At 64.1% G+C, this 20,867-nt stretch carries 19 protein-coding genes; 11 read left to right on the top strand and 8 right to left on the bottom strand.

All coding sequences use genetic code 11. The features are described from left to right. Positions 1-298: 298 nt before the first annotated feature. The 10 genes from rnr to AOG28_RS03010 all read left to right on the top strand — a co-directional run bounded on the left by rnr (position 299) and on the right by AOG28_RS03010 (position 11,082). Positions 299-3,013, top strand: coding sequence for a ribonuclease R (gene rnr, locus AOG28_RS02965; protein ID WP_082388188.1), 2,715 nt, complete (start codon positions 299-301; stop codon positions 3,011-3,013). Positions 3,014-3,177: 164 nt separating this feature from the next. Further along, positions 3,178-4,089 carry a 23S rRNA (guanosine(2251)-2'-O)-methyltransferase RlmB gene (gene rlmB / locus AOG28_RS02970; protein WP_082388189.1) on the top strand — a complete coding sequence of 304 codons (912 nt, stop codon included), beginning with the start codon at positions 3,178-3,180 and terminating at the stop codon, positions 4,087-4,089. Between the two features lie 324 nt (positions 4,090-4,413). Further along, positions 4,414-4,794: a 30S ribosomal protein S6 gene (gene rpsF / locus AOG28_RS02975; RefSeq protein WP_043334756.1), complete on the top strand. Its 381-nt coding sequence runs from the start codon at positions 4,414-4,416 to the stop codon at positions 4,792-4,794. A 26-nt stretch (positions 4,795-4,820) separates the two neighbouring features. After that, complete coding sequence (gene rpsR / locus AOG28_RS02980; RefSeq protein WP_024952281.1) at positions 4,821-5,048, top strand: 30S ribosomal protein S18; 228 nt, start codon at positions 4,821-4,823, stop codon at positions 5,046-5,048. Between the two features lie 12 nt (positions 5,049-5,060). After that, on the top strand, positions 5,061-5,915 hold the full coding sequence (locus AOG28_RS02985; protein WP_054555424.1) for a hypothetical protein: 855 nt from the start codon (positions 5,061-5,063) through the stop codon (positions 5,913-5,915). A 12-nt stretch (positions 5,916-5,927) separates the two neighbouring features. Beyond that, complete coding sequence (gene rplI, locus AOG28_RS02990; protein ID WP_043334754.1) at positions 5,928-6,374, top strand: 50S ribosomal protein L9; 447 nt, start codon at positions 5,928-5,930, stop codon at positions 6,372-6,374. A gap of 286 nt (positions 6,375-6,660) precedes the next feature. After that, positions 6,661-8,049 carry a replicative DNA helicase gene (gene dnaB, locus AOG28_RS02995; protein WP_165873876.1) on the top strand — a complete coding sequence of 463 codons (1,389 nt, stop codon included), beginning with the start codon at positions 6,661-6,663 and terminating at the stop codon, positions 8,047-8,049. An 86-nt stretch (positions 8,050-8,135) separates the two neighbouring features. Further along, positions 8,136-8,423: a hypothetical protein gene (locus tag AOG28_RS03000; protein ID WP_043334752.1), complete on the top strand. Its 288-nt coding sequence runs from the start codon at positions 8,136-8,138 to the stop codon at positions 8,421-8,423. 213 nt (positions 8,424-8,636) lie between these two features. Further along, complete coding sequence (locus AOG28_RS03005; protein ID WP_082388190.1) at positions 8,637-10,511, top strand: bifunctional diguanylate cyclase/phosphodiesterase; 1,875 nt, start codon at positions 8,637-8,639, stop codon at positions 10,509-10,511. Positions 10,512-10,725: 214 nt separating this feature from the next. Further along, positions 10,726-11,082, top strand: a complete 357-nt coding sequence (locus tag AOG28_RS03010; protein ID WP_235506926.1) for a DUF6482 family protein — start codon at positions 10,726-10,728, stop codon at positions 11,080-11,082. Positions 11,083-11,098: 16 nt separating this feature from the next. On the opposite strand, the gene AOG28_RS03015 is transcribed toward AOG28_RS03010, so the two are convergent. Further along, complete coding sequence (locus AOG28_RS03015) at positions 11,099-11,485, bottom strand: thiol-disulfide oxidoreductase DCC family protein (RefSeq protein WP_054555274.1); 387 nt, start codon at positions 11,483-11,485, stop codon at positions 11,099-11,101. Then, positions 11,482-13,158, bottom strand: coding sequence for a cryptochrome/photolyase family protein (locus AOG28_RS03020; RefSeq protein ID WP_235506927.1), 1,677 nt, complete (start codon positions 13,156-13,158; stop codon positions 11,482-11,484). The genes AOG28_RS03015 and AOG28_RS03020 overlap by 4 nt, the downstream gene beginning before the upstream one ends. Before the next feature lie 195 nt (positions 13,159-13,353). Here AOG28_RS03020 and hemH point away from each other — a divergent pair, with 195 nt between their 5' ends. After that, the gene (gene hemH, locus AOG28_RS03025) at positions 13,354-14,343 is read left to right on the top strand and encodes a ferrochelatase (RefSeq protein WP_054555275.1); all 990 of its coding nucleotides are present in this window, start codon (positions 13,354-13,356) and stop codon (positions 14,341-14,343) included. A 187-nt stretch (positions 14,344-14,530) separates the two neighbouring features. On the opposite strand, the gene AOG28_RS03030 is transcribed toward hemH, so the two are convergent. From AOG28_RS03030 to AOG28_RS03055, 6 genes are read right to left on the bottom strand one after another with little or no spacing between them, the layout of a single operon-like run. Then, complete coding sequence (locus AOG28_RS03030) at positions 14,531-14,932, bottom strand: Na+/H+ antiporter subunit G (RefSeq protein WP_054555276.1); 402 nt, start codon at positions 14,930-14,932, stop codon at positions 14,531-14,533. A gap of 18 nt (positions 14,933-14,950) precedes the next feature. Continuing rightward, on the bottom strand, positions 14,951-15,220 hold the full coding sequence (locus tag AOG28_RS03035) for a K+/H+ antiporter subunit F (protein ID WP_043334744.1): 270 nt from the start codon (positions 15,218-15,220) through the stop codon (positions 14,951-14,953). Further along, positions 15,214-15,714 (bottom strand): Na+/H+ antiporter subunit E, encoded by a 501-nt coding sequence (locus AOG28_RS03040; protein WP_043334742.1) that lies wholly within the window; start codon positions 15,712-15,714, stop codon positions 15,214-15,216. The genes AOG28_RS03035 and AOG28_RS03040 overlap by 7 nt, the downstream gene beginning before the upstream one ends. Then, positions 15,711-17,252, bottom strand: a complete 1,542-nt coding sequence (locus AOG28_RS03045; protein ID WP_052384719.1) for a monovalent cation/H+ antiporter subunit D — start codon at positions 17,250-17,252, stop codon at positions 15,711-15,713. Before AOG28_RS03045 ends, AOG28_RS03040 begins: the two co-directional genes overlap by 4 nt. Continuing rightward, the gene (locus tag AOG28_RS03050; protein ID WP_043334740.1) at positions 17,252-17,608 is read right to left on the bottom strand and encodes a Na+/H+ antiporter subunit C; all 357 of its coding nucleotides are present in this window, start codon (positions 17,606-17,608) and stop codon (positions 17,252-17,254) included. Before AOG28_RS03050 ends, AOG28_RS03045 begins: the two co-directional genes overlap by 1 nt. Continuing rightward, a complete protein-coding gene (locus AOG28_RS03055; protein ID WP_054555277.1) occupies positions 17,608-20,400 on the bottom strand; it encodes a monovalent cation/H+ antiporter subunit A in 2,793 nt (930 codons plus the stop codon). The genes AOG28_RS03050 and AOG28_RS03055 overlap by 1 nt, the downstream gene beginning before the upstream one ends. Positions 20,401-20,867: the final 467 nt, after the last annotated feature.

The following is a 20,867-nucleotide window of genomic DNA, read 5'->3' on the forward strand; positions in this document are numbered from 1 at the left end:
CCTGTTGAGCGAGCCGCAGAAAGTCTCTCTCGCTTGATGAGGACAGACCAGGGGACAGAAAGAGGACAGAGAGAGAGAACAGACAGATGAAGCTCATCAATTGGCGAGCTTTCAGACTTGAGAGTCTGGCCTCGGGCCGCCATTGAGAGCACTGAATGGCCCCTCCGCCGTGATGAGTGGCGGGGAATGGTTGGGTCGGCCCAAGGGTAGAGGCTATAATGCGCGGATGAGAGACAACCTGTCATTCCGTGCCGCGATCGCTGCCCGTCTCGAATTCATCGTCAAGGAATCCTGATTAATGACCCAATGGACGCTCAGCGACGACCCGCACGCGGAACGCGAAGCCCATAAGTACGACAAGCCCATCCCCAGCCGAGAGTTCTTGCTCGACAAGCTGGAAGAGTATGGCAAGCCCATTACCCACGAGAACATGAGCCGCATGCTCGGTTTCGAGGACGAGGAGCAACAGGAAGCTGTGCGCCGTCGCCTCAATGCCATGGAGCGTGATGGTCAGGTGCTGCGCAATCGTCGCGGTGCCTATGCCCTGATCGACAAGCTGGACCTGATCCGTGGCCGCGTCGTCGGTCACCGCGACGGCTTCGGCTTCCTGGCGCGCGAAGATGGCGTCAAGCCGGATCTCGCCGTGCCGCCGCGCCAGATGCGTCGCGTCTTCCATGGCGATCAGGTGCTGGCTCGCGTCAGCGGCCGTGATCGTCGTGGCCGCGACGAGATCACCATCGTCGAGGTGCTGGCGCGCAATACCCAGACCCTGGTCGGCATCTATCGTCAGTCCGAGCCGGACTTCGGTGTGCTGATTCCCGAGAACTCGCGCATCGCGCAGGAAGTCATCATCCCCAACCGCGTGGCCAATGGTGCCAAGGACGGTCAGGTGGTTTCCGTGCGCATCACTCAGCAGCCCGCCACACGCGTGCAGCCGGTGGGTGAAGTGGTCGAGGTGCTCGGTGAGCGCATGGACCCGGGCATGGAAATCGATATCGCGATCCGTTCCCACGATATCCCCAGTGAATTCCCGCCGGAAGTCGAAGACCAGATCTCGACCATCTCCGCCGAGGTGCTGGAAGAAGACAAGAAGGGCCGCATCGACCTGCGCGAGACGCCGCTGGTCACCATCGATGGCGAAGACGCGAAGGACTTCGATGACGCCGTCTGTGCCTGGCAGGACGACAACGGCAACTGGAAGCTGCTGGTCGCCATCGCCGATGTCTCCCACTACGTGCGTGGCGGCAGCCCGCTGGATCAGGAAGGCTATGTGCGCGGCAACTCGGTGTATTTCCCGGGTCAGGTCGTGCCGATGCTGCCGGAGCTGCTCTCCAACGGTCTGTGCTCGCTCAACCCGCATGTCGATCGTCTGACGCTGGTCTGTGAGCTGACCATCTCTGCCAGCAGTGGCGAGATGCTCGACTATCGCTTCTTCGAAGCCGTGATTCGTTCACATGCTCGCCTGACCTACGAGAAGGTCGGCACCATGCTGACCGACCCGGAAAGTGAGGAAGGTCAGGCGCTGTGCCAGCAGTACAACGAACTGCTGCCGTCGCTGCACAACCTGCACGCGCTGTACGGCGTGCTGCGCAAGGCGCGTGACAAGCGCGGTGCCATCGACTTCGAGACCACCGAAACGCAGATCCTGTTCAACGATGAGCGCAAGATCGAGCAGATCGTGCCGCGTACCCGCAACGACGCGCACAAACTGATCGAGGAATGCATGCTGGCGGCCAACGTCGCGACGGCACGCTTCCTGGATGAGCACGATCTCCCGGCCCTCTATCGTGTCCACAAGCAGCCGGCACCGGAGCGTCTGAACAACCTGCGCGCCTTCCTGGGTGAGCTGGGTCTGACGCTGGAAGGTGGCGACGAGCCGGCACCCAAGGACTTCCAGGCACTGCGTGCCTCGATCGCCGAGCGCCCGGACCTCGACATCATCCAGACCGTGATGCTGCGCAGCATGACCCAGGCGGTCTACTCGCCGCAGAACGAAGGTCACTTCGGTCTGGCCTACGATGCCTACGCGCACTTCACCTCGCCGATCCGTCGCTATCCGGATCTGCTGGTGCATCGTGCGATTCGTTCCGTCATCCGTGGCCCGCGCAAGACCGACACCGTGCTGCGCGCCGAAGATGCCGTGACCGAGCGCCCGACCAAGTGGTGCCCGTACACCTTCGAGCAGATGCTCGAGCTGGGTGAGCACTGCTCGATGACCGAGCGCCGCGCCGATGAGGCGACGCGTGACGTCAACGACTGGCTCAAGTGCGAGTTCATGAAGGACAAGGTCGGGGAAGTGCTGGAAGGCACCGTCGCGGCAGTCACCCAGTTCGGCCTGTTCGTGCGTCTGGATGCCTACTACGTCGAAGGCCTGCTGCACATCTCCTCGCTGCCGTCCGACTACTATCACTACGAGGCCGAGAAGCATCGCCTCAAGGGTGAGCGTGCCGGCGTCAGCTATGGCCTCGGCGATGGCGTCACCGTCCAGGTGGCCCGTGTCGACATGGATGAGCGCAAGATCGACTTCATGCTCAGCGACCCGACGCCGCGTCCCAAGCGCAAGCCGCGCAAGGCGCGCAGCAGCGAGAGCGACAAGCCGGCAGCCGGCAAGAGTGGCTCCGCTGCCAGCAAGGAAGCCGCCGCCAAGGGACGTCCCGGCAAGCGTGAGCGCGAACGCCTCAAGTCCCTGACCGAGGAAGTCAGTCAGGAAGGCAATGGCAACGCGGCTGCGGCCGAAAAGCCGGCAGGTGAGCGTCCGCCGCGCAAGCCGCGCGGTGAGCTTGGCGAGCGCAGTGATCGCTCGGGCCGTGGAGAGCGCAAGGCCGCCGCTGGCAATGAGCAGCAGCCCGTCGCCGAGGCGCCCGCTGCGGCGCGTCCGGCCGTGCCGAGTGGCCCGGAAGCCGCCGATAGCCCGTTCGCGCCGGTCGCGCCGATGGGTGCCGCAGGCAAGGACGATCCGTCGCGCAAGCGGGGTTCGCGCTCGCGCGGGCGTCGCGGTAACGGCCGCAGCTGATTTCGGCTCGGCTCCTCGCGCGTCATTGCATCAGCCCCGGCTCCGGTCGGGGCTGATGCGTTGGGCAGTCGTCAGACTGCACGATTTCAAGGCTGTCGCGTCGGCGGCAGCTCAGTTTCCGTCAATGTGACAGGGCCCGTCGGGTCATCAGTCAGGAAGGCACAATGAGTCAGGACAAGGGGCGCAAGCCCGGCCGCGGCAAGCCCGCCGGCGAGCGTGCTAGCCACGCCAGAAGTGAGCATTCCCGAGGCGAGCGCAGCGGCGCTCAGCGTCATGAGCGTGGCGGTGCACGCAAGGGTGGCGCACGCGCCGCCGCGCCGAAGATTCCCGGTGGCCTGGAAGCCGTCTATGGCGTGCACGCCGTGGAAGCCTTGCTGGCACGTGACCGCGCACCCAGCGAGCTGTGGGTGCAGGCGGGCGAGGCCGAGCTGCGCCTGAGCGAGATCATCGAGCAGGCGCGTGCCGCCGGTTCGCGCGTCACCCTCAAGGGGCGCGAAGAGCTGGATGCACTGGCTGTCGGCGGTGGCGCCCATCAGGGGCTGGTCGCGCTGTGTGCACCGCTGGCCACCGAGAACGAGACCGGCCTCAAGCTGCGTCTCGATGGTTGGTCCCACGCAGAAGCTCCGCTGTTTCTGGTGCTGGACTCCGTCACGGATCCGCACAACCTCGGTGCCTGCCTGCGCAGTGCCGATGCCGCGGGCGCCCATGGTGTCATCGTGCCCAAGGACAAGTCGGCCTCACTGAACGCGACCGTGCGCAAGGTGGCCTGTGGGGCAGCGGAAGTGGTGCCGGTCTATCAGGTCACCAACCTGGTCCGCACGCTGGACGCCATGAAGGAAGCCGGTGTCTGGGTGCTGGGCACGGCGGGCGAAGCCGAATCCATGGCCTTCGAAGCCGACTTCACCGGCCCGGTCGCCATCGTGATGGGCGCCGAGGGCAAGGGCATGCGTCGCCTGACCCGCGAGCATTGCGACAGCCTGATCAAGCTGCCGATGGCGGGCAGCGTCTCCAGCCTCAATGTCTCGGTTGCCGCGGGCATCTGCCTGTTCGAGGCCGTGCGTCAGCGCCGCGGCTGAGGCAATTGTCGGCAGGGGATAGTCAGGGGAGGGGCAGGGTAGAGGCAAGAAGAGGCAAGATAGAGACAAAAGAGAAGCGGCCGGCGGAACGGGGCTGGCTGTCTTTCACGGGCCGCTTGCCAAGCCCTTGACTCCTCTCTACAATACTGCGGTTCTGTGAAGTGCAGTCTGCAGTGAATGCGCGGCATGGGGGCATCTGTCCTCGCCCGCGCGCGTCTTTCGTGGCCTTCGGGTCTGAATGGCACAACCGTAGTAATCACTCCACTCCTTGCTTCCCGGCCCGAGACGCGCCGTGGGGGCTGTCAAACCGAAAGGAGCCAAGCCATGCGTCACTACGAGATCGTGTTCATGGTCCACCCGGACCAGAGCGAACAGGTTCCGGCCATGATCGAGCGTTACACCTCCATCGTGACCGAAGCCGGCGGTACTGTGCATCGTCTGGAAGATTGGGGTCGCCGTCACCTGGCCTACCCGATCAACAAGATCCACAAGGCCCACTACGTGCTGATGAACGTCGAAACTACCGGTGAGGTGGTCGAAGAACTCGAAACCATCTTCCGTTTCAACGACGCCGTCATCCGTAACCTGGTTGTGCGTTCAAAGGAAGCGGCCATCGAGCCGTCTCCGATGATGAAGCCGGCTGAAGAGAAGCGTCCGCGTCGCGAAGACAAGCGTGACGAATCCGAAGCTCAAGACGCTAACTGATACCGCACCCCCAGGAGGTCATTGCAATGGCACGTTTTTTCCGTCGTCGCAAGTTCTGCCGCTTCACCGCTGAAGGCGTGAAGCAGATCGACTACAAGGACATCGAAGTCCTGAAGTCTTACATCACCGAGACCGGCAAGATCGTCCCGAGCCGTATCACTGGCACCAAGGCACGCTACCAGCGTCAGCTGGCGACTGCCATCAAGCGTGCTCGCTACCTGGCTCTGCTGCCGTACAGCGACAGCCACCAGTAAGGCGACACCATGATGCTGGCACTGGCACGCTGGGCCATGCGCGGCCCCCTGCAATGCATCGCGATTGCATTGCTGACGGGAATCGTGCCCTGGTTCTTCTGGTTCAGTGCCGCCATCAGTGCGCTGGTCACGCTTCGGCGTGGCCTTGCGCCTGCCGCACCCGTAGTCATCGCCGCCGCCGTTCCGGCCGGTTGGTGGTGGGTACAAGGCGATCCGGTGCCTCTGGCAACCGTATTGCTGGTCACCCTGATGGCAACCCTGTTGCGCGCTCGCGTGCGATGGGGTGAGGCGCTGATAGGCGCCAGCCTGACGGCGGCACTGATGGTGCAGTCCGGGATATTCCTGCCACCAGGCGGAGCCGGTCCACTGCTTGAGAGCATTCGCAAGAATGTCCCTGAGCTTGACGCACGCTTGAACGACTTTGCCGCTCAAGGTGTGCCGACTGAACAGCTCGCAGGGCTGGTCATCGGTGGTATTACCGGGTTGGTGGTCCTGCTGGCCGCCACGGGCTGTCTGGCCCTGGCGCGCAGTTGGCAGTCCGGGCTCTACAATCCGGGTGGGTTTCGCAGCGAATTCCATGCCTTTCGGCTGAGTTTGCCCGAAATCCTGATACTGGCAGCCTGCGGGATCATTGGCGTACTGCTCAATGTACCTGCAGTGCTCCTGCTGATCTGGATACCGCTGCTGGTGGCGGGCATTGCCCTGGTACATGGTTACATCGGGTTAAAGGGGATGAGCGGGTTATGGCTCGTCGGCGTCTATTTCATGATGCTGACCACCTGGCCCACGATTCTGATTTTGCTGCTGTTGGCGCTTGTGGACGTCTTTGCGGATTTTCGCGCACGTCTCGCCGGCAGTCATCGATAAGAGGTTTACGAGATGCAAGTCATTCTGCTCGACAAGATTGGCAAGCTGGGCAACCTGGGTGACCAGGTTTCCGTCAAGGCTGGCTTCGGTCGCAACTACCTGCTGCCGTACGGCCTGGCAGTTCCGGCCACTGCTGAAAACCAGGCAGCTTTCGAAGCTCAGCGCGCTGAGCTGGAAGCACAGGTTGCAGAGCGCAAGACCGAAGCTGAAGCGCGTGCCGCTCAGCTGAACGAAATCGAACTGTCCCTGGTCGCCAAAGCTGGCGAAGAAGGCAAGCTGTTCGGTTCCATCGGTCCGCGTGATCTGGCCGAAGCTATCGCCCAGTCTGGCATCGACATCGCCAAGAGCGAAGTCCGCATGCCGGAAGGCCCGCTGCGCAACACTGGCGAATACGACATCGTGCTGCAGCTGCACGCTGAAGTGACTGCCACTGTCCGTGTGGTCGTGGTCGGCGAGTAATCGCTGATTTGCAGTGGCTGGCCGGTGATCCGGTGTAGCGACTGCTGCGGTACCCAAGCCGCCTTTGCATCCTCGATGCGAAGGCGGTTTTTTCATGGGCGCGATTTGTCGTCGGCGTGGCATTTGCCTGGTCGCCGGCGAGGCGATGACGCACAAAATCCGGTAGAATGCCTGCCCCCGTCAGGAAGAGGCTTCGGCGTGGGCGCGGCGGTTGGCAGGCTTGCGTCAATGCGTGAAACTAGAAGCCCCCGCGGGCATGTCAGTCATCAGCAGGAGTCAGCCAGGCATGAGCGAGATTCAGGATCAGGATCGCGAGACGGCAGCGCTCAAGGTGCCGCCCAATTCGCTGGAGGCCGAGCAGTCGGTGCTTGGCGGCTTGATGCTGGACAACAGCGCCTGGGATACCGTCTCCGAGCGGCTGGTGGCCGACGACTTCTATCGCTATGAGCACCGTCTCATCTACAACGCCATGTCTCAGCTGGTCGGCGGCAGCCGCCCGCTGGATGTGGTGACGCTGTCCGAGCTGCTGGAAAGTCGTGACCAGCTCGAGTCGGTCGGCGGGTTGGCGACTCTCGCTGAACTGGCGCGCAATACGCCCTCGGCCAGCAACATCAAGGCCTATGCCGACATCGTTCGCGAGCGCGCCACGCTGCGCAAGCTCATCCAGGCGGCCAACCAGATCGCCGAGAGCTCCTTCAGCCCGCAGGGCCGTGATGCCGATGAGCTGGTCAACGAGGCCGAACGCCTGGTGTTCCAGATCAGCGAGTCGCGGCCCAAGAGCGGCGGCCCCAAGGGCATGAGTCAGCTGCTGACCGGCGCGGTGGACCGCATCGATGAGCTGTTCAATCTCAAGGGCCAGATGACGGGCCTGTCGACCGGCTTCCGTGATCTCGATGACATGACCTCCGGCCTGCAGCCGTCGGATCTGGTGATCATCGCCGGGCGTCCCTCGATGGGCAAGACCACCTTCGCCATGAACCTGGTCGAGCATGCCGTGGTCTCCGGCGACAAGCCGGTCGCCGTGTTCTCGATGGAGATGCCCGCCGAATCGCTGATGTTGCGCATGATCTCCTCGCTGGGCCGCATCGATCAGACCAAGGTGCGTACCGGCCAGCTGGAAGACGAGGACTGGCCGCGTCTGACCTCGGCGGTCAACCTGCTCAAGGACAAGCAGCTGTTCGTCGATGACACCGCGGCGCTGTCGCCCAACGAGATGCGCTCGCGCTGTCGACGCATGGCGCGTGAGCATGGCGGCATCGGCCTGATCATGATCGATTACCTTCAGCTGATGCAGGTGCCGGGTCTTTCCGAGAACCGTACCGCCGAGATCTCCGAGATCTCGCGCTCGCTGAAGGGGCTGGCCAAGGAATTCGCCTGCCCGGTCGTGGCACTCTCGCAGCTGAACCGCTCGCTTGAGCAGCGCCCCAACAAGCGCCCGGTGATGTCGGATCTGCGTGAATCCGGCGCCATCGAGCAGGATGCCGATGTCATCGCCTTCGTCTACCGTGATGAGGTCTACAACAAGGACAATCCCGACAACAAGGGGCTGGCCGAGCTGATCATCGGCAAGCAGCGTAACGGCCCCATCGGTACCGTTCACATGGCCTTCATCGGCAAGTACACCCGTTTCGAAGACCTGGCACCCGACAGTTATGGCCAGGCCTTCGCTGAATAACGTGATGCGTACGCGCGTCAATCATGTACCCGGGCGGCGGCATCGCCGTTGCCTCGCAAGACCCGCACTGACGGGGAGGAGATAGCATGGCAGGTGGATTTGGGCGCGGACGCGCACGTACCCCCAAGCTGCAGGGCCGCGGCACGCTGGAGAGCCTGGAGCGTGAAGGACCCTTCAAGGAATGGCTGGGCATGCCGGACCTCTACCGCTTCACGCTGGTCGTGGAAGGTGAGAGCTACAGCTACCAGACCGAAGACAGCGAAGTGCCGGTGGTAGCCGGCGATATGGTCGTCTTCCGCTACAAGGAGACCAAGGCGGGCAAGTGGATCGACCGCAACTCCCTCGGCAAGGCCATCGACCCCAACTCGCTGTAAGCATCACTCCGGCGCTTGAGGATCACGCCATGCCGGCTGCCAGGCCGGCATGGCGTGATCCTGTTTTGATCGAGATAGCCGGTATATCGAGATAGTCGGCACATCGAGTTGGTCGATCTGGCGTCTGGCGTCCCCTCTATCGGATGAGGCGCCTCATGCGCCGCGCGGCACCTTTGTCATACCTCTGTCATATCAGCATGTTCAGATTCTGACATGCTCCCATCCCCGTCCCTGCAAGCCGCTCATGGCCAGCCTGTCGTCGAATCCCGTCATGCACTGGAGGCGTTGCTGCGTCTGCGCCAGGTGAGCATGCATTTCCAGCCCATCGTGTCGTCCAACGGCCGTGAGGTCTTCGCCTATGAGGCGCTGGCGCGCGGGAATGCCGCGGGGCCGCTGGCCTCACCGCTGACGATGTTCTCGGCGGCGCGCGAGCACGGCCGCCTGGTGGAGCTCGACAGCCTGTGTCGCGAGCGTGCGCTCGAGCAGTGGTCGACGCTGGGCCTGACGGAGCGGCTGTTCATCAACGTATCTCCCGATGTGCTGCTGGATGGCGCCCACTCGCCCGGCCTGACGCGACGCCTGCTGCGGCGCTTCGGCCTGCGTCCGCATCAGGTGGTGATCGAGCTGACCGAGCAGACACCGGGGCTGGATTCGGCGCTGATGCGGGAAGCCGTCAGCCATTATCAATCGATGGGCTTCGCCATCGCGCTGGATGATCTCGGGGAGGGCTATGCCAGCCTCAAGCTGTGGTCGTCGGTGCAGCCGGACTTCGTCAAGATCGACCGTCACTTCATCAGTGGGATCCATGCCGACCCGCTCAAGCGGCGCTTCGTGCGCTCGATCATCGATATCGCTCACGGCAGTGGCAGTCAGGTGATCGCCGAGGGAATCGAGCATGAGGCGGAAATGGACTGTGTGCGCCAGCTGGGGGCCGACTATCTGCAGGGCTGGTTGTTCGCGCCGGCCGAGGCCGACCCGCTTGGCCAACGCGCCGCGCTCGACCGGCATCTGCGCCAGCTGAGTCGCAGGCTGCAGCAGCGCCCGCCGCCTGGCCGCAGCATCGGCAGCCTGGCGCGCGCCGTGACGCCGGTGCAGCAGGATGTCACCGTCAATGAGGTCGCCCAGCGTCTGCATGCCGAGCAGGAGGTGATGTCGCTGGCCGTGGTGGACGAGCAACAACGACCGGTGGGCCTGATCATCCGCCATCGCCTGCTGGGGCTGCTGAGCCAGCGTTTCGGGCCGGAACTGCATGCGCGTCGTATGATCCACGAGGTCATGCAGAGCAGCCCGCTGCGCGTCGAGGCGGATGAGACGCTGGAGCGCGTCTCGGCCAAGGTGACCGGCCGCGAAGGCAGCGATCGCGATGAGGACTTCATCATCACGCGGGGCGGGCGCTATCAGGGGCTGGGGCGCACCCTGGATCTGCTGCGCATCATCACGGAGCTGCAGGTGGCGAGCGCCGAGGAGGCCAACCCACTGACGCGCCTGCCGGGCAACGGGCCGATCGAGCGTCAGTTGCTCGAGTGCGTGGCTGGCGAGGGCGCGGGCTTGGGCGAGGACTTGCGAGAGGACTTGCGAGAGAGCAGCAGCGCGCGCTGTGCCGAATGGGTGGCAATCTATCTGGATCTCGACAACTTCAAGCCCTTCAATGACCGTTTCGGCCACGCGCAGGGCGACCGCATGCTGCTGGCACTGGCGACGGTATTGCGCGATGCGCTGCAGGAGGGTGACTTTCTCGGCCATGTCGGCGGCGATGATTTCGTGATGACGCTGTGCATGACCGAATCTCACCGGGCACTGCGCCTGACAGCGCTCGAGCAACGTCTGGCTGGCCTGCAGTCGGCATTCCAGCATGCGGTCGCCAGCCTGTATCCGGCCGATGTGCTGGCAGCGGGAGGCTTTCAGGGCCACGACCGCTTCGGCACCACGCGCTTCTTTCCGCTGACGCGACTGTCATTGGTGGCGCTGCATGGCCTTGCCGGGTGCGAGACGACCCGGATCGCCGCGCGCTGGAGTGAGCTCAAGAGCGAGGCCAAGGCGCGGGACTCCGGGCGTGTCATCGAGGCGTGTGCCTCACCAGTGCAGTGATCTCCGCCTGCGAGTCACTCAATCGTCATCCGCCTGCCCCATGACTGTCATCGCTGGCCATCAGTCTGGCGTGAAGCCTTGAAGTTCATCCTGAAGTGTCGGGCTGCTGGGAGTCTGAGTCGCCCAGCCCCTGTTTTCACAGGCTATCCTTGTACCACGTCGTCGTCTTACGGCCTTACCATGCGCAGTCCCCTGGATGCGCAGGAGTCTTTACATGTCCAGAACCGTCAGCATCTTCACGCCGTCCGCCATCTTTACCAGCAATCTGCAGTCACTGATGGCCGAATATCCTGCACTGGAGGCGCGCGTGATCAGTCATGCCGCCAGCCGTTTCTATCAGGTCCAGCTGGTGCTGGAAGCCGCCGGCGAGGAAGAGGAGGAGCGCAGTGAGCTGCTGATGAAGCGCGGCAAGCCGATGCTGTTCCGCTCGCTGGAGGATGTCTACAGCGAGCTCAAGCGGGGCGGGATGTCACGGGCGTGGCTGGTCTCGCAGGTCGCCAATGACGAGATGATCGGCCGCCCGCCGCAGTACCACCAGCCCTTGAGCTCGCGTATCCCGTTGAGCTTCTGAGCCCGCGCCTCCTGGCTCAGGTGTGCTTTTGAGGCACCCAGCGGCCAATGCGCTCGCGATGGCGGGCGAAGAAGCGGTAACTCAAGTCCATCAGCGGGCGCAGGCCCGGCAGCAGCGACAGGCGCACCAGGCGCCGATAGCCGAGTACCGCATAGAGTGCTCGGCTGGCATCCATGCCGACATACCATTCCCCGCGTGCGTCCTGCACATGCAGACGTCCCATCATCGTCTCGAAGCTCAAGCCCAGCGCCTGAGGCGAGAAATCTGGTGCACGGATATCCACCGTTCTGACCCGCTCCCGCCCGGGATGCCTGGCCAGCCAGGCGACCTCGCGCTGGCACAGGGGGCACTTGCCATCGTGGTAGAGCGTGACCGGTGCGCTGGCTTGCCAGATGCGACTCATGAGGATTCCTTGTCGGGCGTGAGACTGGAGGGTGCGGCGTAGTAACCGGCGCGATGGGCATCACTGCCATAGTCCGCGGCGCTGTCGAGGCGAGCCAGGAAGGCGTCGGCCTGTTGCAGCAGGGCGTCGCGCTTGTCGTCCTTCATGCGTCGCCAGCTGCCGTAGACCAGTGACATGCGCGGATTGCGTGACAACGCCTCGCGATGGCGCTCGATGAAGTGCCAGTAGAGACTGTTGAGCGGGCAGGCTTGAGGGCCGGTGACCTTCTTCGGCGAGTACTGGCAGCTGGCGCAGTGATTGGACATGCGGTCGATGTACTTGCCCGAGGCACAGTAGGGCTTGGAGCCCATCAGGCCGCCATCGGCATGTAGCACCATGCCCAGCGTATTGGGCAGCTCGACCCATTCACAGGCGTCCACATAGACCGCCAGATACCAGTCGCATAGCGCCTCGGGCTTCACGCCGCACAGCAGCGCGAAGTTGCCCGTGACCATCAGGCGGCGAATATGGTGGGCGTAGGCATGCTCGCGGGTGCTGGCGATGGCCTGATCCAGACAGCGCATGCCGCTGTCCCCCGTCCAGAAGAATTCCGGCAGGTTGCGGCTGGCTTCCAGCCGGTTCTCGCGCTTGTAGCCGGGCATGCGCGTCCAGTAGATGCCGCGCACATATTCGCGCCAGCCGAGTATCTGACGAATGAACCCCTCCGCCGAGTTGATCGGCACCTCACCGCGCCGCCAGGCGGCGTCCACGGCGTTGCAGACCTCCTGCGGGCTCAAGAGGCCGATATTGAGCGCGGCAGACAGGCGTGAATGGAACAGAAAGGGATCGCTGTCCTCGATGGCATCCTGATAGCGGCCGAAGTCCGCCAGGCAATGATCGAGAAAATGCGTGAGGTCAGAGCGGGCCTGGGCGCGCGTGACGGCCCAGTTGAAGTTCTCGAGGCTGCCGAAGTGGCGTTCCTTGTCACTGGCCTGCTCCCCGAAGCGTGTCGCGACCAGTGTCAGCACCTCGCGAGTCGTCACATCCTCGTGATGGGCATGCACCGGCGGCGGTGGGGCGTGGAAGTCGTCTGGAATCGGTTCGCGGTTGTCGTGGTCGTGGTTGAACTTGCCGCCGGCGGGTTCGCTGCCTTCCATCAGCAGGTCCGTGTCACGGCGTTGCTCGCGATATAAGTACTCCATGCGCAGTTGCTTGCGGCCCTCGGCCCAGCCGGCGAAGGCTGCCGGCGTGGTGAAGAAGCGTGTGTCCTCGAGGACTTCCCAGCGCACGCAGCCGGCCTCGCGCCGCGCCAGGAAGTCGTCCAGCAGCCGCCACTCGCCGGGGCGGGTCACCAGCACGCCATCACACTGATACAGGGCAGCCAGACGCTCTGCCTCGCTGGCCAGACGCTGGAGGTTGTCCGGATCCTCCAGTCGGCTTTCATGTACCTGCCAGCCACACTCCCTGAGTTCCTGGGCGTGATGGCGCATCGCGGCCAGCATCATCGCGATCTTGTGCGGGTGGTGCGGCACGTAGCGGCCTTCCTCCTCGACCTCGCAGAAGGCGATCACGCTGTCGGCGGGCGCCTGCTTGAGGCTTGCCAGCTCATGGCTGAGCTGGTCGCCGAGGATCAGCACCAGTGGCCGCGCGAAGTTGTGACGAGTGGCAAGTTGCAGAGTGGAGGGTTCGGGCACGATGACTCCGGGAGGGTTGTGACAATAATTGTCTTAAAGCTATACAAATCGTGATGATAGTATAACTTCATCCCTCACGCACAGGGCGAGCTGGTAATATGGCTGCGCTGTCGGTGAAGGTGGCTGCGCTGCGGTGAAAGTGGCTGCGCTGCCGCTTCACCTCTCTTCTTGCCCCTAGTCAGGAGTCCATCATCCATGAGTACCCCGCGTTTTGGCGTCATGCTGGTCAATCTCGGCACCCCCGATGCCCCGACCCCCAAGGCGGTGCGCCGTTACCTCGCGGAGTTTCTTGGTGATGTGCGCGTGATCGACCTGCCGCGTCTGCTCTGGCTGCCGATTCTGCATGGCCTGGTGTTGACGACGCGTCCCAAGAAGGTGGCCGAGGCCTACGCCTCGGTGTGGACGGAAGACGGCTCGCCGCTGATGGCGATCGGCAAGCGTCAGCGCGCCGCGCTGGAGGCACGCCTGGCCGAGTCACTGGGCGAGGACATTCCCGTCGAACTGGCGATGACCTACGGCAAGCCGACCATGGAAGAGGTGGGGCGCAAGCTCGCCAGCCGCGGTGCCGACCGCATGCTGATCCTGCCGCTCTATCCGCAGTTCTCGCGCACGACCACTGCCGCGGTCTTCGATCGCCTGGCGCGTGCGCTCAAGCCGTGCCCGCATCTGCCGGAGCTGCGTTTCGTGCGCGACTATCACGACCACCCGGATTACATCGCGGCGCTGGCCACCAGCGTGCGTGAGCACTGGGAGAAGGAAGGTCGGCGCGGCAAGCGCCTGCTGATGAGCTATCACGGCATTCCCAAGCGCTATGCCACCGCAGGCGACCCCTACCCGACGCAATGCGAGCGCACCAGCCAGTTGCTGGCCGAGGCGCTGGGGCTTGGTGACGATGAGTGGGCGATGACCTATCAGTCGCGCTTCGGCAAGGCCGAGTGGCTCAAGCCGTACACCGATGAAACGCTGAAGGCGTGGGGCGGTGAAGGGCTGGAAAGCGTCGATGTCATCTCGCCGGCCTTCGCGGCTGACTGTCTCGAGACGCTGGAAGAGCTGGAGGAAGAGAACCGCGGCTACTTCACCGAATCCGGCGGTGGCGACTTCCGCTACATCCCGGCGCTCAATGACCGCAGTGACCATATCGACCTGCTCGAGGCGCTGTGTCGCCAGCATACTCAGGGCTGGTAACGAGCAGGGCCGTCATACTGCCATTGCCCGAGAAATGAAAACGCCCCACCAGTCATCACTGGTGGGGCGTTTTCATGTTGCTGGCCTGCTGTTCGTGAATCCGCTCCTGCGAATCAGCGCTCGTGAATCCGTTCTCGTGGCTTGGTCCCGCTTGATGAGGACCTGCCTGGTGAGAGCCGAGTGACGATCACGGCAGGCGGGATTCGCTGGCCTCGGCGTTGACCTCGTCCGGCTCCTCGGCGACTTCGAGTCGCTCCGGCACGTTGCGTGTGCGGCTGTCCGCCACCAGCTTCTGGTGCAGCGCCGCCTTGGACAGCAGGTGAGCGGTCACGGGGGCGGTGATGAACAGGAAGATGGACACCAGCATTTCCTGAAAGCTGAAATGGCCGGTGGTGGCGCGGAAGTAGATCATCGACGCCATCAGCACGCAGCCGACCCCCAGCGTGGTGGTCTTGCTGGGGCCGTGCAGGCGCATGTAGAAGTCCTTGAGGTGCGTCAGTCCCAGAGAGCCGATGAAGGCAAACAGGCCGCCGGCAACCAGGAAGAAGGCGATCACGCCTTCGAGGACAGGATAGAACCAGGTGGGCATGGGGAGTCTCCGCTCAGGTCATTCGATGATGTCGCCGCGCAGCAGGTACTTGCAGACTGCCACGGTGCTGACGAAACCGAGCATGGCGATCAACAGCGCCGCCTCGAAGTAGGACTTGCTGTTGAGCTGGATGCCGAACAGCACGATCAGGGCGATGGAGTTCACGTACATGGTGTCCACCGCCAGAATGCGGTCCGGCAGGTCCGGCCCGATGGCGAGCCGGAAGACGTTGAGCACCAGCGAGGCGGCGAACAGCGCAATGCTGATCCACAGGGCGATGTCTAGCATTCGAAGATCTCCTTGAGCGGACGCTCGTAGCGCTGGCGGATCTCGTCGATCAACTCCTGCTCATCCTCGACATCCAGCGCGTGGATGATCAGGTGGCGGCCATCCAGCGTCAGATAGGCCGAGACCGTGCCCGGCGTCAGCGTGATGGTGCTCGACAGCAGGGTGATCGGGAACTTCTCCTCAAGCTCCAGCGGATAGCGCACGAAGGCCGGACGGAACTTGGCGCGCGGATTGAGGATCAGGTAGGACACCTGCAGGTTGGCGATGATGATGTCCATGATCACGCGCAGGAAGTAGCTGATCAGCCGCCAGGGCTTCTGGAGGTCGGGCTGCGGCTCCCAGAAGCGGTAGGTCAGGATGGGGATCGCGATGGCCAGCACTGCTCCGAGCAGGATCTGACCGGGCGCGACGCTGTTCTGCAGCATCAGCCAGACGATCAACAGCAGCACCGACAGCATCGGCGTGGGCAAGAGACGGGAACGAGGCTTGATCATGAGACATCTCCCTTCAGCGGCGGTGCGGTTTCGGGTGCCGCGTCCTTGCCGAGCAAGGACTCAAGATAGGGGGCCGGGTTGGACAGCTGTTCGGCGGTGGCCTTGGTCCAGTTCGCCAGCGGCCCCGCGAAGATGACCAGCATCAGCGCGGCCGAGATCAGCCCGCCAGTGGCGATGCCACGGGCTACGCCGATGCGCTCGCCGCTGGGCTCGGCCTTGCTGGTGCGCCAGAACACGCTGGAACCGGCGCGCGAGCAGGCGACCAGCGAGCACAGACCGGCCAGCAGCAGCAGCGGCCACAGCCAGATCTGCTGCTCCGGTGTCGCCGAGGCGAGAATCAGCGCCTTGCCGATGGCGCCCGAGAACGGTGGCAGCCCGGCGGCAGCGGCGGTGCCGATCAGGAAGAGGCCGCCCAGCAGGCCTGCCTGCAGCAGCGGGCGCGAGCGCACGATGCGTGCCCCGGCCTTGCCGCGCTGACCGGCGACCACGTCGACCAGCAGGAAGAGCCCACCAGTGACCAGCGTCGAGTGGATCAGGTAGAACAGCAGCGCGCTGTCTGCCTCGATCGTGTTCATGCCCAGCGCCGTCAGCAGCGTGCCCACCGACACCATCACCAGATAGGCCACCAGGGTGCGCAGATCACGCGCCGAGAGCACGCCCAGCATCGCCACCACCAGGGTGGCGAGTCCCGCCCACCACAGCCAGTCACGACCGAGGTCCGCCAGTGCGCCAGCGTTGTCGGTGAAGATCAGCGAGTAGACGCGCAGGATGGAGTAGATGCCGACCTTGGTCATGATCGCGAACAGCGCCGCCACCGGTGCCGAGGCCGCGGCATAGGCGCGTGGCAGCCAGAAGTACAGCGGCAGCATCGCCGCCTTGAGGCCGAACACCACCAGCAACAGCAGGCCGCCGGCTTCCATCAGGCCGGCACGGCCCGGGTCCAGCGTAGTGACGATGACCGCCATGTCGGCCATGTTCAGGGTGCCGGTCACGCCATACAGGATACCCAGCGCGATCAGGAAGAACGCCGAGCCCATCAGGTTCAGCACCACATAGTGCAGCGCCGACAGCGTGCGTGCCTTGCTGCCGCCATGCAGCAGCAGGGCGTAGGAGGCGATCAACAGCACCTCGAAGAACACGAACAGGTTGAACAGGTCGCCGGTCAGGAAGGCGCCGTTGATGCCCATCAGCTGCAGTAGGAACAGACCATGGAAGTTGGAGCCGGTCTCATCGATGCCCGCCGTGGCGTACAGACAGGCCAGCAGGCCCAGTAGCGAGCTGAGCAGCACCATGGTCGCCGACAGGCGGTCCAGCACCAGCACGATCCCGAACGGCGGCTGCCAGTCGCCCAGCGCGTAGTAGCGGATGGTGCCATCACCGGCCTGCACCACCAGCGCGATGGCGATGGCCACCATCAAGGCCTGGGCCACCAGGCTGACCGTGCGACGCAGGGTCGGTGAGGTGGCACGACTCAGCAGCAGGCCCGCCCCCACCAGCAGCGGCAGGACAATCGGAAGGACAATCAGGTGTTGCAGCATCACTTGGTGTCCTCTTTCTCTTTCGAATCATCCAGGCGATTGCCGTTGACGTGGTCACTGCCCAGGTCGCCGCGCGCGCGCATCGCCAGAATGACCACGAAGGCCGTCATGGCGAAGCCGATCACGATGGCGGTCAGCACCAGCGCCTGGGGCAGCGGGTCAGCTGCTGGTGAGCCGGCACCGACCACGGCTGGATTGCCGTGCATCGCAAGGCCACCCATGGAGAACAGGAACAGGTTGACGGCGTAGGACAGCAGCGTCAGGCCGACCACGACGGGGAAGGTGCGGCCGCGCAGGGTGAGGTAGACACCGCAGGCGGCCAGCAGGCCGGTGGTAGTGGCGTAGAGGGCTTCCATCACATCTTCTCCTTGGTCGGGCGATGCGGAGTCGTCAGCTTGCCCAGATTGGCGAGAATCATCAGGGTCGCGCCGACCACGGTCAGGTAGACGCCGAGGTCGAACAGCAGCGCGGTGGCCAGCTCGATTTCCCCGATGACGGGCAGGGTGAAGTGGCCGAAGGAGGATGTCAGGAACGGATAGCCGAACACCCAGCTGCCGGCACCGGTCAGGCCGGCGATCAACACCCCGGCCGCCGCGACGGGCTGATAGGGGAAGCGCAGCCAGCGCTGCGTCCAGTCCACGCCACGCGCGATGTAGAGCAGGATGATGGCCACTGCCGTCACCAGACCGGCGATGAAGCCACCGCCCGGCGCATTGTGGCCCCGCAGGAAGATGTAGACCGAGACCAGCAGTGCCAGCGGCAGCAGCGTCTGGGAGACGGTGGCCAGGATCATCGGATGGCGGTCCGGCGACCAGCCACGGCCATCCAGGTCACTGGACGGCATGAACAGGCGCAGACGGTTGAGCAGCTTGAAGATCGCCAGACCCGCGATGCCCAGTACGGTGATCTCACCCAGCGTATCGAAGCCACGGAAGTCGACCAGAATCACGTTGACCACGTTATGGCCACCGCCACCGGAGACCGCATTGGCCATGAAGAAGTCGGAGATCGACTCCACCGGGCGGGTCAGGATGGCGAAGTTGAGGCTCGCCACCACCACGCCGAAGGCACTGGCCAGCAGCACGTCGCGCATGATGCGGCGTGCGCTGGACTCCTTGGGCGTGCGCTGGGGCAGGAAGAACAGCGCCAGCATCAGCAGGATCATCGTCACCACCTCGACCGCCAGCTGGGTCAGTGCCAGGTCCGGTGCGGCGAAGCGCGCGAAGGCCAGCGAGGTCATCAGGCCGACCACGGACAGCATCAGCAGCGATATCAGACGTTTGCGGTGGGTGATCGCGGTGCCGAGGCCGGCCAGGCCGGTGATCACGGCGCCAGTCAGCAGCATGCCATCGAAGGGCTGTTGCTCAAGCTCCCCGCCCAGTTGCGGCACGGCCAGCAGGCCGATGCCGACGAACAGCAGCGCGGTCAGCAGCAGCCACAGCATGTAGCGCTGCAGCGAGCCATTCTCGAAGCTGTCCATGCTGCGCTCGGAAAGCTTGACGAGGCGCTGCACGTTGGCCTCGAACACCAGCAGGGCATTGCGCGCGCGGAACTGACGCTGGAAGGAATAGAGATGGTGGCGCAGGGCATAGACGGCGACGCCGCCCGCCAGCGCGATACCGCTCATCAGCAGCGGCAGATTGAAGCCGTGCCAGATGGCGAGACTGAAGTCCGGTACCGGTCCGGCCAGCACGCTGGCGGAGGCACTGACCAGCAGGTCCTTGATCACCAGCGACGGCAGGATACCGACCAGCAGACAGATCAGCACCAGTACCTCGATGGGCAGTTTCATGTAGCGCGGCGGCTCATGCGGAGTCTTGGGCAGATCCTTCGGCTCGCCATTGAAGAAGACGTCGTGGATGAAGCGCAGCGAGTAGGCCACTGACAGGATGCCACCGAGGGTCGCCAGCGCCGGAATCAGCCACGACAGGCCGCCCAGCAGCTGGGCATCGAGGCTCTCGGCGAAGAACATCTCCTTGGACAGGAAGCCGTTGAGCAGCGGCACGCCGGCCATCGAGGCCGAGGCGACCATCGCCAGCACCGTGGTATGCGGCATGTAGCGATACAGGCCGTTGAGCTTGCGGATGTCACGCGTGCCGCATTCGTGATCGACGATGCCGGCGGCCATGAACAGCGAGGCCTTGAAGGTGGCGTGGTTGATGATGTGCAGCAGACCCGCGACGGCGGCCATCTGGCTGTTGAAGCCGAACAGCAGCGTGATCAGGCCCAGGTGACTGATGGTCGAGAAGGCCAGCACGCCCTTGAGGTCCTGCTTCATCAAGGCGAACCAGGCGCCGTAGAGCAGGGTGGCAAGACCGGTCAGACTGACGATGTAGAACCACAGGTCTGTCCCCGCGAGCACCGGGTGCATGCGCGCCAGCAGGAAGACACCGGCCTTGACCATGGTGGCGGAGTGCAGGAAGGCGGATACCGGCGTCGGCGCCGACATCGCATGGGGCAGCCAGAACTGGAACGGGAACTGGGCCGACTTGGTGAAGGCGCCCAGCAGTACCAGCACCAGCGCGACCGGATAGAGCTCGTGGGAGCGGATCTGGTCCGCCGCGGCCAGCACGTCATCGAACTGGTAGCTGCCGACGATATGCCCGATGACCAGGATACCGGCCAGCAGTGCCAGACCCCCGGCGCCGGTGACGGTCAGGGCCATGCGGGCGCCCTTGCGCGCCTCGCTCAGCTGGTACCAGTAACCGATCAGCAGGAAGGAGCTCAGACTGGTCAGCTCCCAGAACACCCACATCAGCAGCAGGTTGTCTGCCATCACGATGCCGAGCATCGCGGTCATGAACAGCATCAGGAAGCTGTAGAGGCGTGCCAGTGAATCCTCACCCGACAGGTAATAGCGGGAATAGAGGATGATCAGCAGGCCAATGCCGAGAATCAGCAGCACGAACAGCCCCGACAGACCATCGAAGCGCAGCGACAGGTTGAGACCCAGCTCCGCGATCCAGGGCAGATGGAACTGGGGCACCATGCCCGAGAAGACGTCTCCGAGGTGGAAGACGGCGATACCGAGTGCTATGGCAGGTGCCACCGCGGTCAGCCAGGCAAGGCGTGCGCGGGGCAGATTTCTGGCCATCAAGGGCACCAGGGCACCGAGTAACGGCAATAGCACGATCAACAGCAGGGTCATGGAAGACTCGCTCCAGTCGTTGTTGTAGTACGTAGTCCGTCATTCGTGGGCAGCGCAGACACAGGCTCAGGGCCGGACTGCCAGCTTCGAGATCGGGAGGCGGAGTTTCGGCCACTGGGTGCCGACAGAATAGGCGAGCGCACTGCAGGTTGCTGCGATGAAGTGCCGGACACACGAGACTCTGTCAGGAAGACGTTCTCATGGGGCCATGCGAGACACGACATGCGTCACGCGGCAGCAAGGGTTGGCAGTGGCTGGCTCAGGCTGCACGGAGGAACTGGCGCGGGTTCAGCGCGTCAATCGCTCCGAGCATGACGTTACCGTCGCAAGGGGCGGATCCGTCAGGAAGGGGAGTCGCACGGCACGGGGTGCCAGCATCCAGGATGGGATGAGGTCCGCAGCGCGTCCCCGGCTGCCCGCAACGGGCAGACGGCGAATATGCCGGGTTGGTGCGGTCATGTCATGTC

The organism is Cobetia sp. UCD-24C (genome assembly GCF_001306765.1).
Lineage (GTDB): Bacteria > Pseudomonadota > Gammaproteobacteria > Pseudomonadales > Halomonadaceae > Cobetia > Cobetia amphilecti.

Coding starts and splice junctions, on each gene's coding strand:
- rnr (WP_082388188.1), top strand. CDS start 299: ATGACCCAATGGACGCTCAGCGACGACCCGCACGCGGAACGCGAAGCC.
- rlmB (WP_082388189.1), top strand. CDS start 3,178: ATGAGTCAGGACAAGGGGCGCAAGCCCGGCCGCGGCAAGCCCGCCGGC.
- rpsF (WP_043334756.1), top strand. CDS start 4,414: ATGCGTCACTACGAGATCGTGTTCATGGTCCACCCGGACCAGAGCGAA.
- rpsR (WP_024952281.1), top strand. CDS start 4,821: ATGGCACGTTTTTTCCGTCGTCGCAAGTTCTGCCGCTTCACCGCTGAA.
- AOG28_RS02985 (WP_054555424.1), top strand. CDS start 5,061: ATGCTGGCACTGGCACGCTGGGCCATGCGCGGCCCCCTGCAATGCATC.
- rplI (WP_043334754.1), top strand. CDS start 5,928: ATGCAAGTCATTCTGCTCGACAAGATTGGCAAGCTGGGCAACCTGGGT.
- dnaB (WP_165873876.1), top strand. CDS start 6,661: ATGAGCGAGATTCAGGATCAGGATCGCGAGACGGCAGCGCTCAAGGTG.
- AOG28_RS03000 (WP_043334752.1), top strand. CDS start 8,136: ATGGCAGGTGGATTTGGGCGCGGACGCGCACGTACCCCCAAGCTGCAG.
- AOG28_RS03005 (WP_082388190.1), top strand. CDS start 8,637: ATGCTCCCATCCCCGTCCCTGCAAGCCGCTCATGGCCAGCCTGTCGTC.
- AOG28_RS03010 (WP_235506926.1), top strand. CDS start 10,726: ATGTCCAGAACCGTCAGCATCTTCACGCCGTCCGCCATCTTTACCAGC.
- AOG28_RS03015 (WP_054555274.1), bottom strand. CDS start 11,485: ATGAGTCGCATCTGGCAAGCCAGCGCACCGGTCACGCTCTACCACGAT.
- hemH (WP_054555275.1), top strand. CDS start 13,354: ATGAGTACCCCGCGTTTTGGCGTCATGCTGGTCAATCTCGGCACCCCC.
- AOG28_RS03030 (WP_054555276.1), bottom strand. CDS start 14,932: ATGCCCACCTGGTTCTATCCTGTCCTCGAAGGCGTGATCGCCTTCTTC.
- AOG28_RS03035 (WP_043334744.1), bottom strand. CDS start 15,220: ATGCTAGACATCGCCCTGTGGATCAGCATTGCGCTGTTCGCCGCCTCG.
- AOG28_RS03040 (WP_043334742.1), bottom strand. CDS start 15,714: ATGATCAAGCCTCGTTCCCGTCTCTTGCCCACGCCGATGCTGTCGGTG.
- AOG28_RS03045 (WP_052384719.1), bottom strand. CDS start 17,252: ATGCTGCAACACCTGATTGTCCTTCCGATTGTCCTGCCGCTGCTGGTG.
- AOG28_RS03050 (WP_043334740.1), bottom strand. CDS start 17,608: ATGGAAGCCCTCTACGCCACTACCACCGGCCTGCTGGCCGCCTGCGGT.
- AOG28_RS03055 (WP_054555277.1), bottom strand. CDS start 20,400: ATGACCCTGCTGTTGATCGTGCTATTGCCGTTACTCGGTGCCCTGGTG.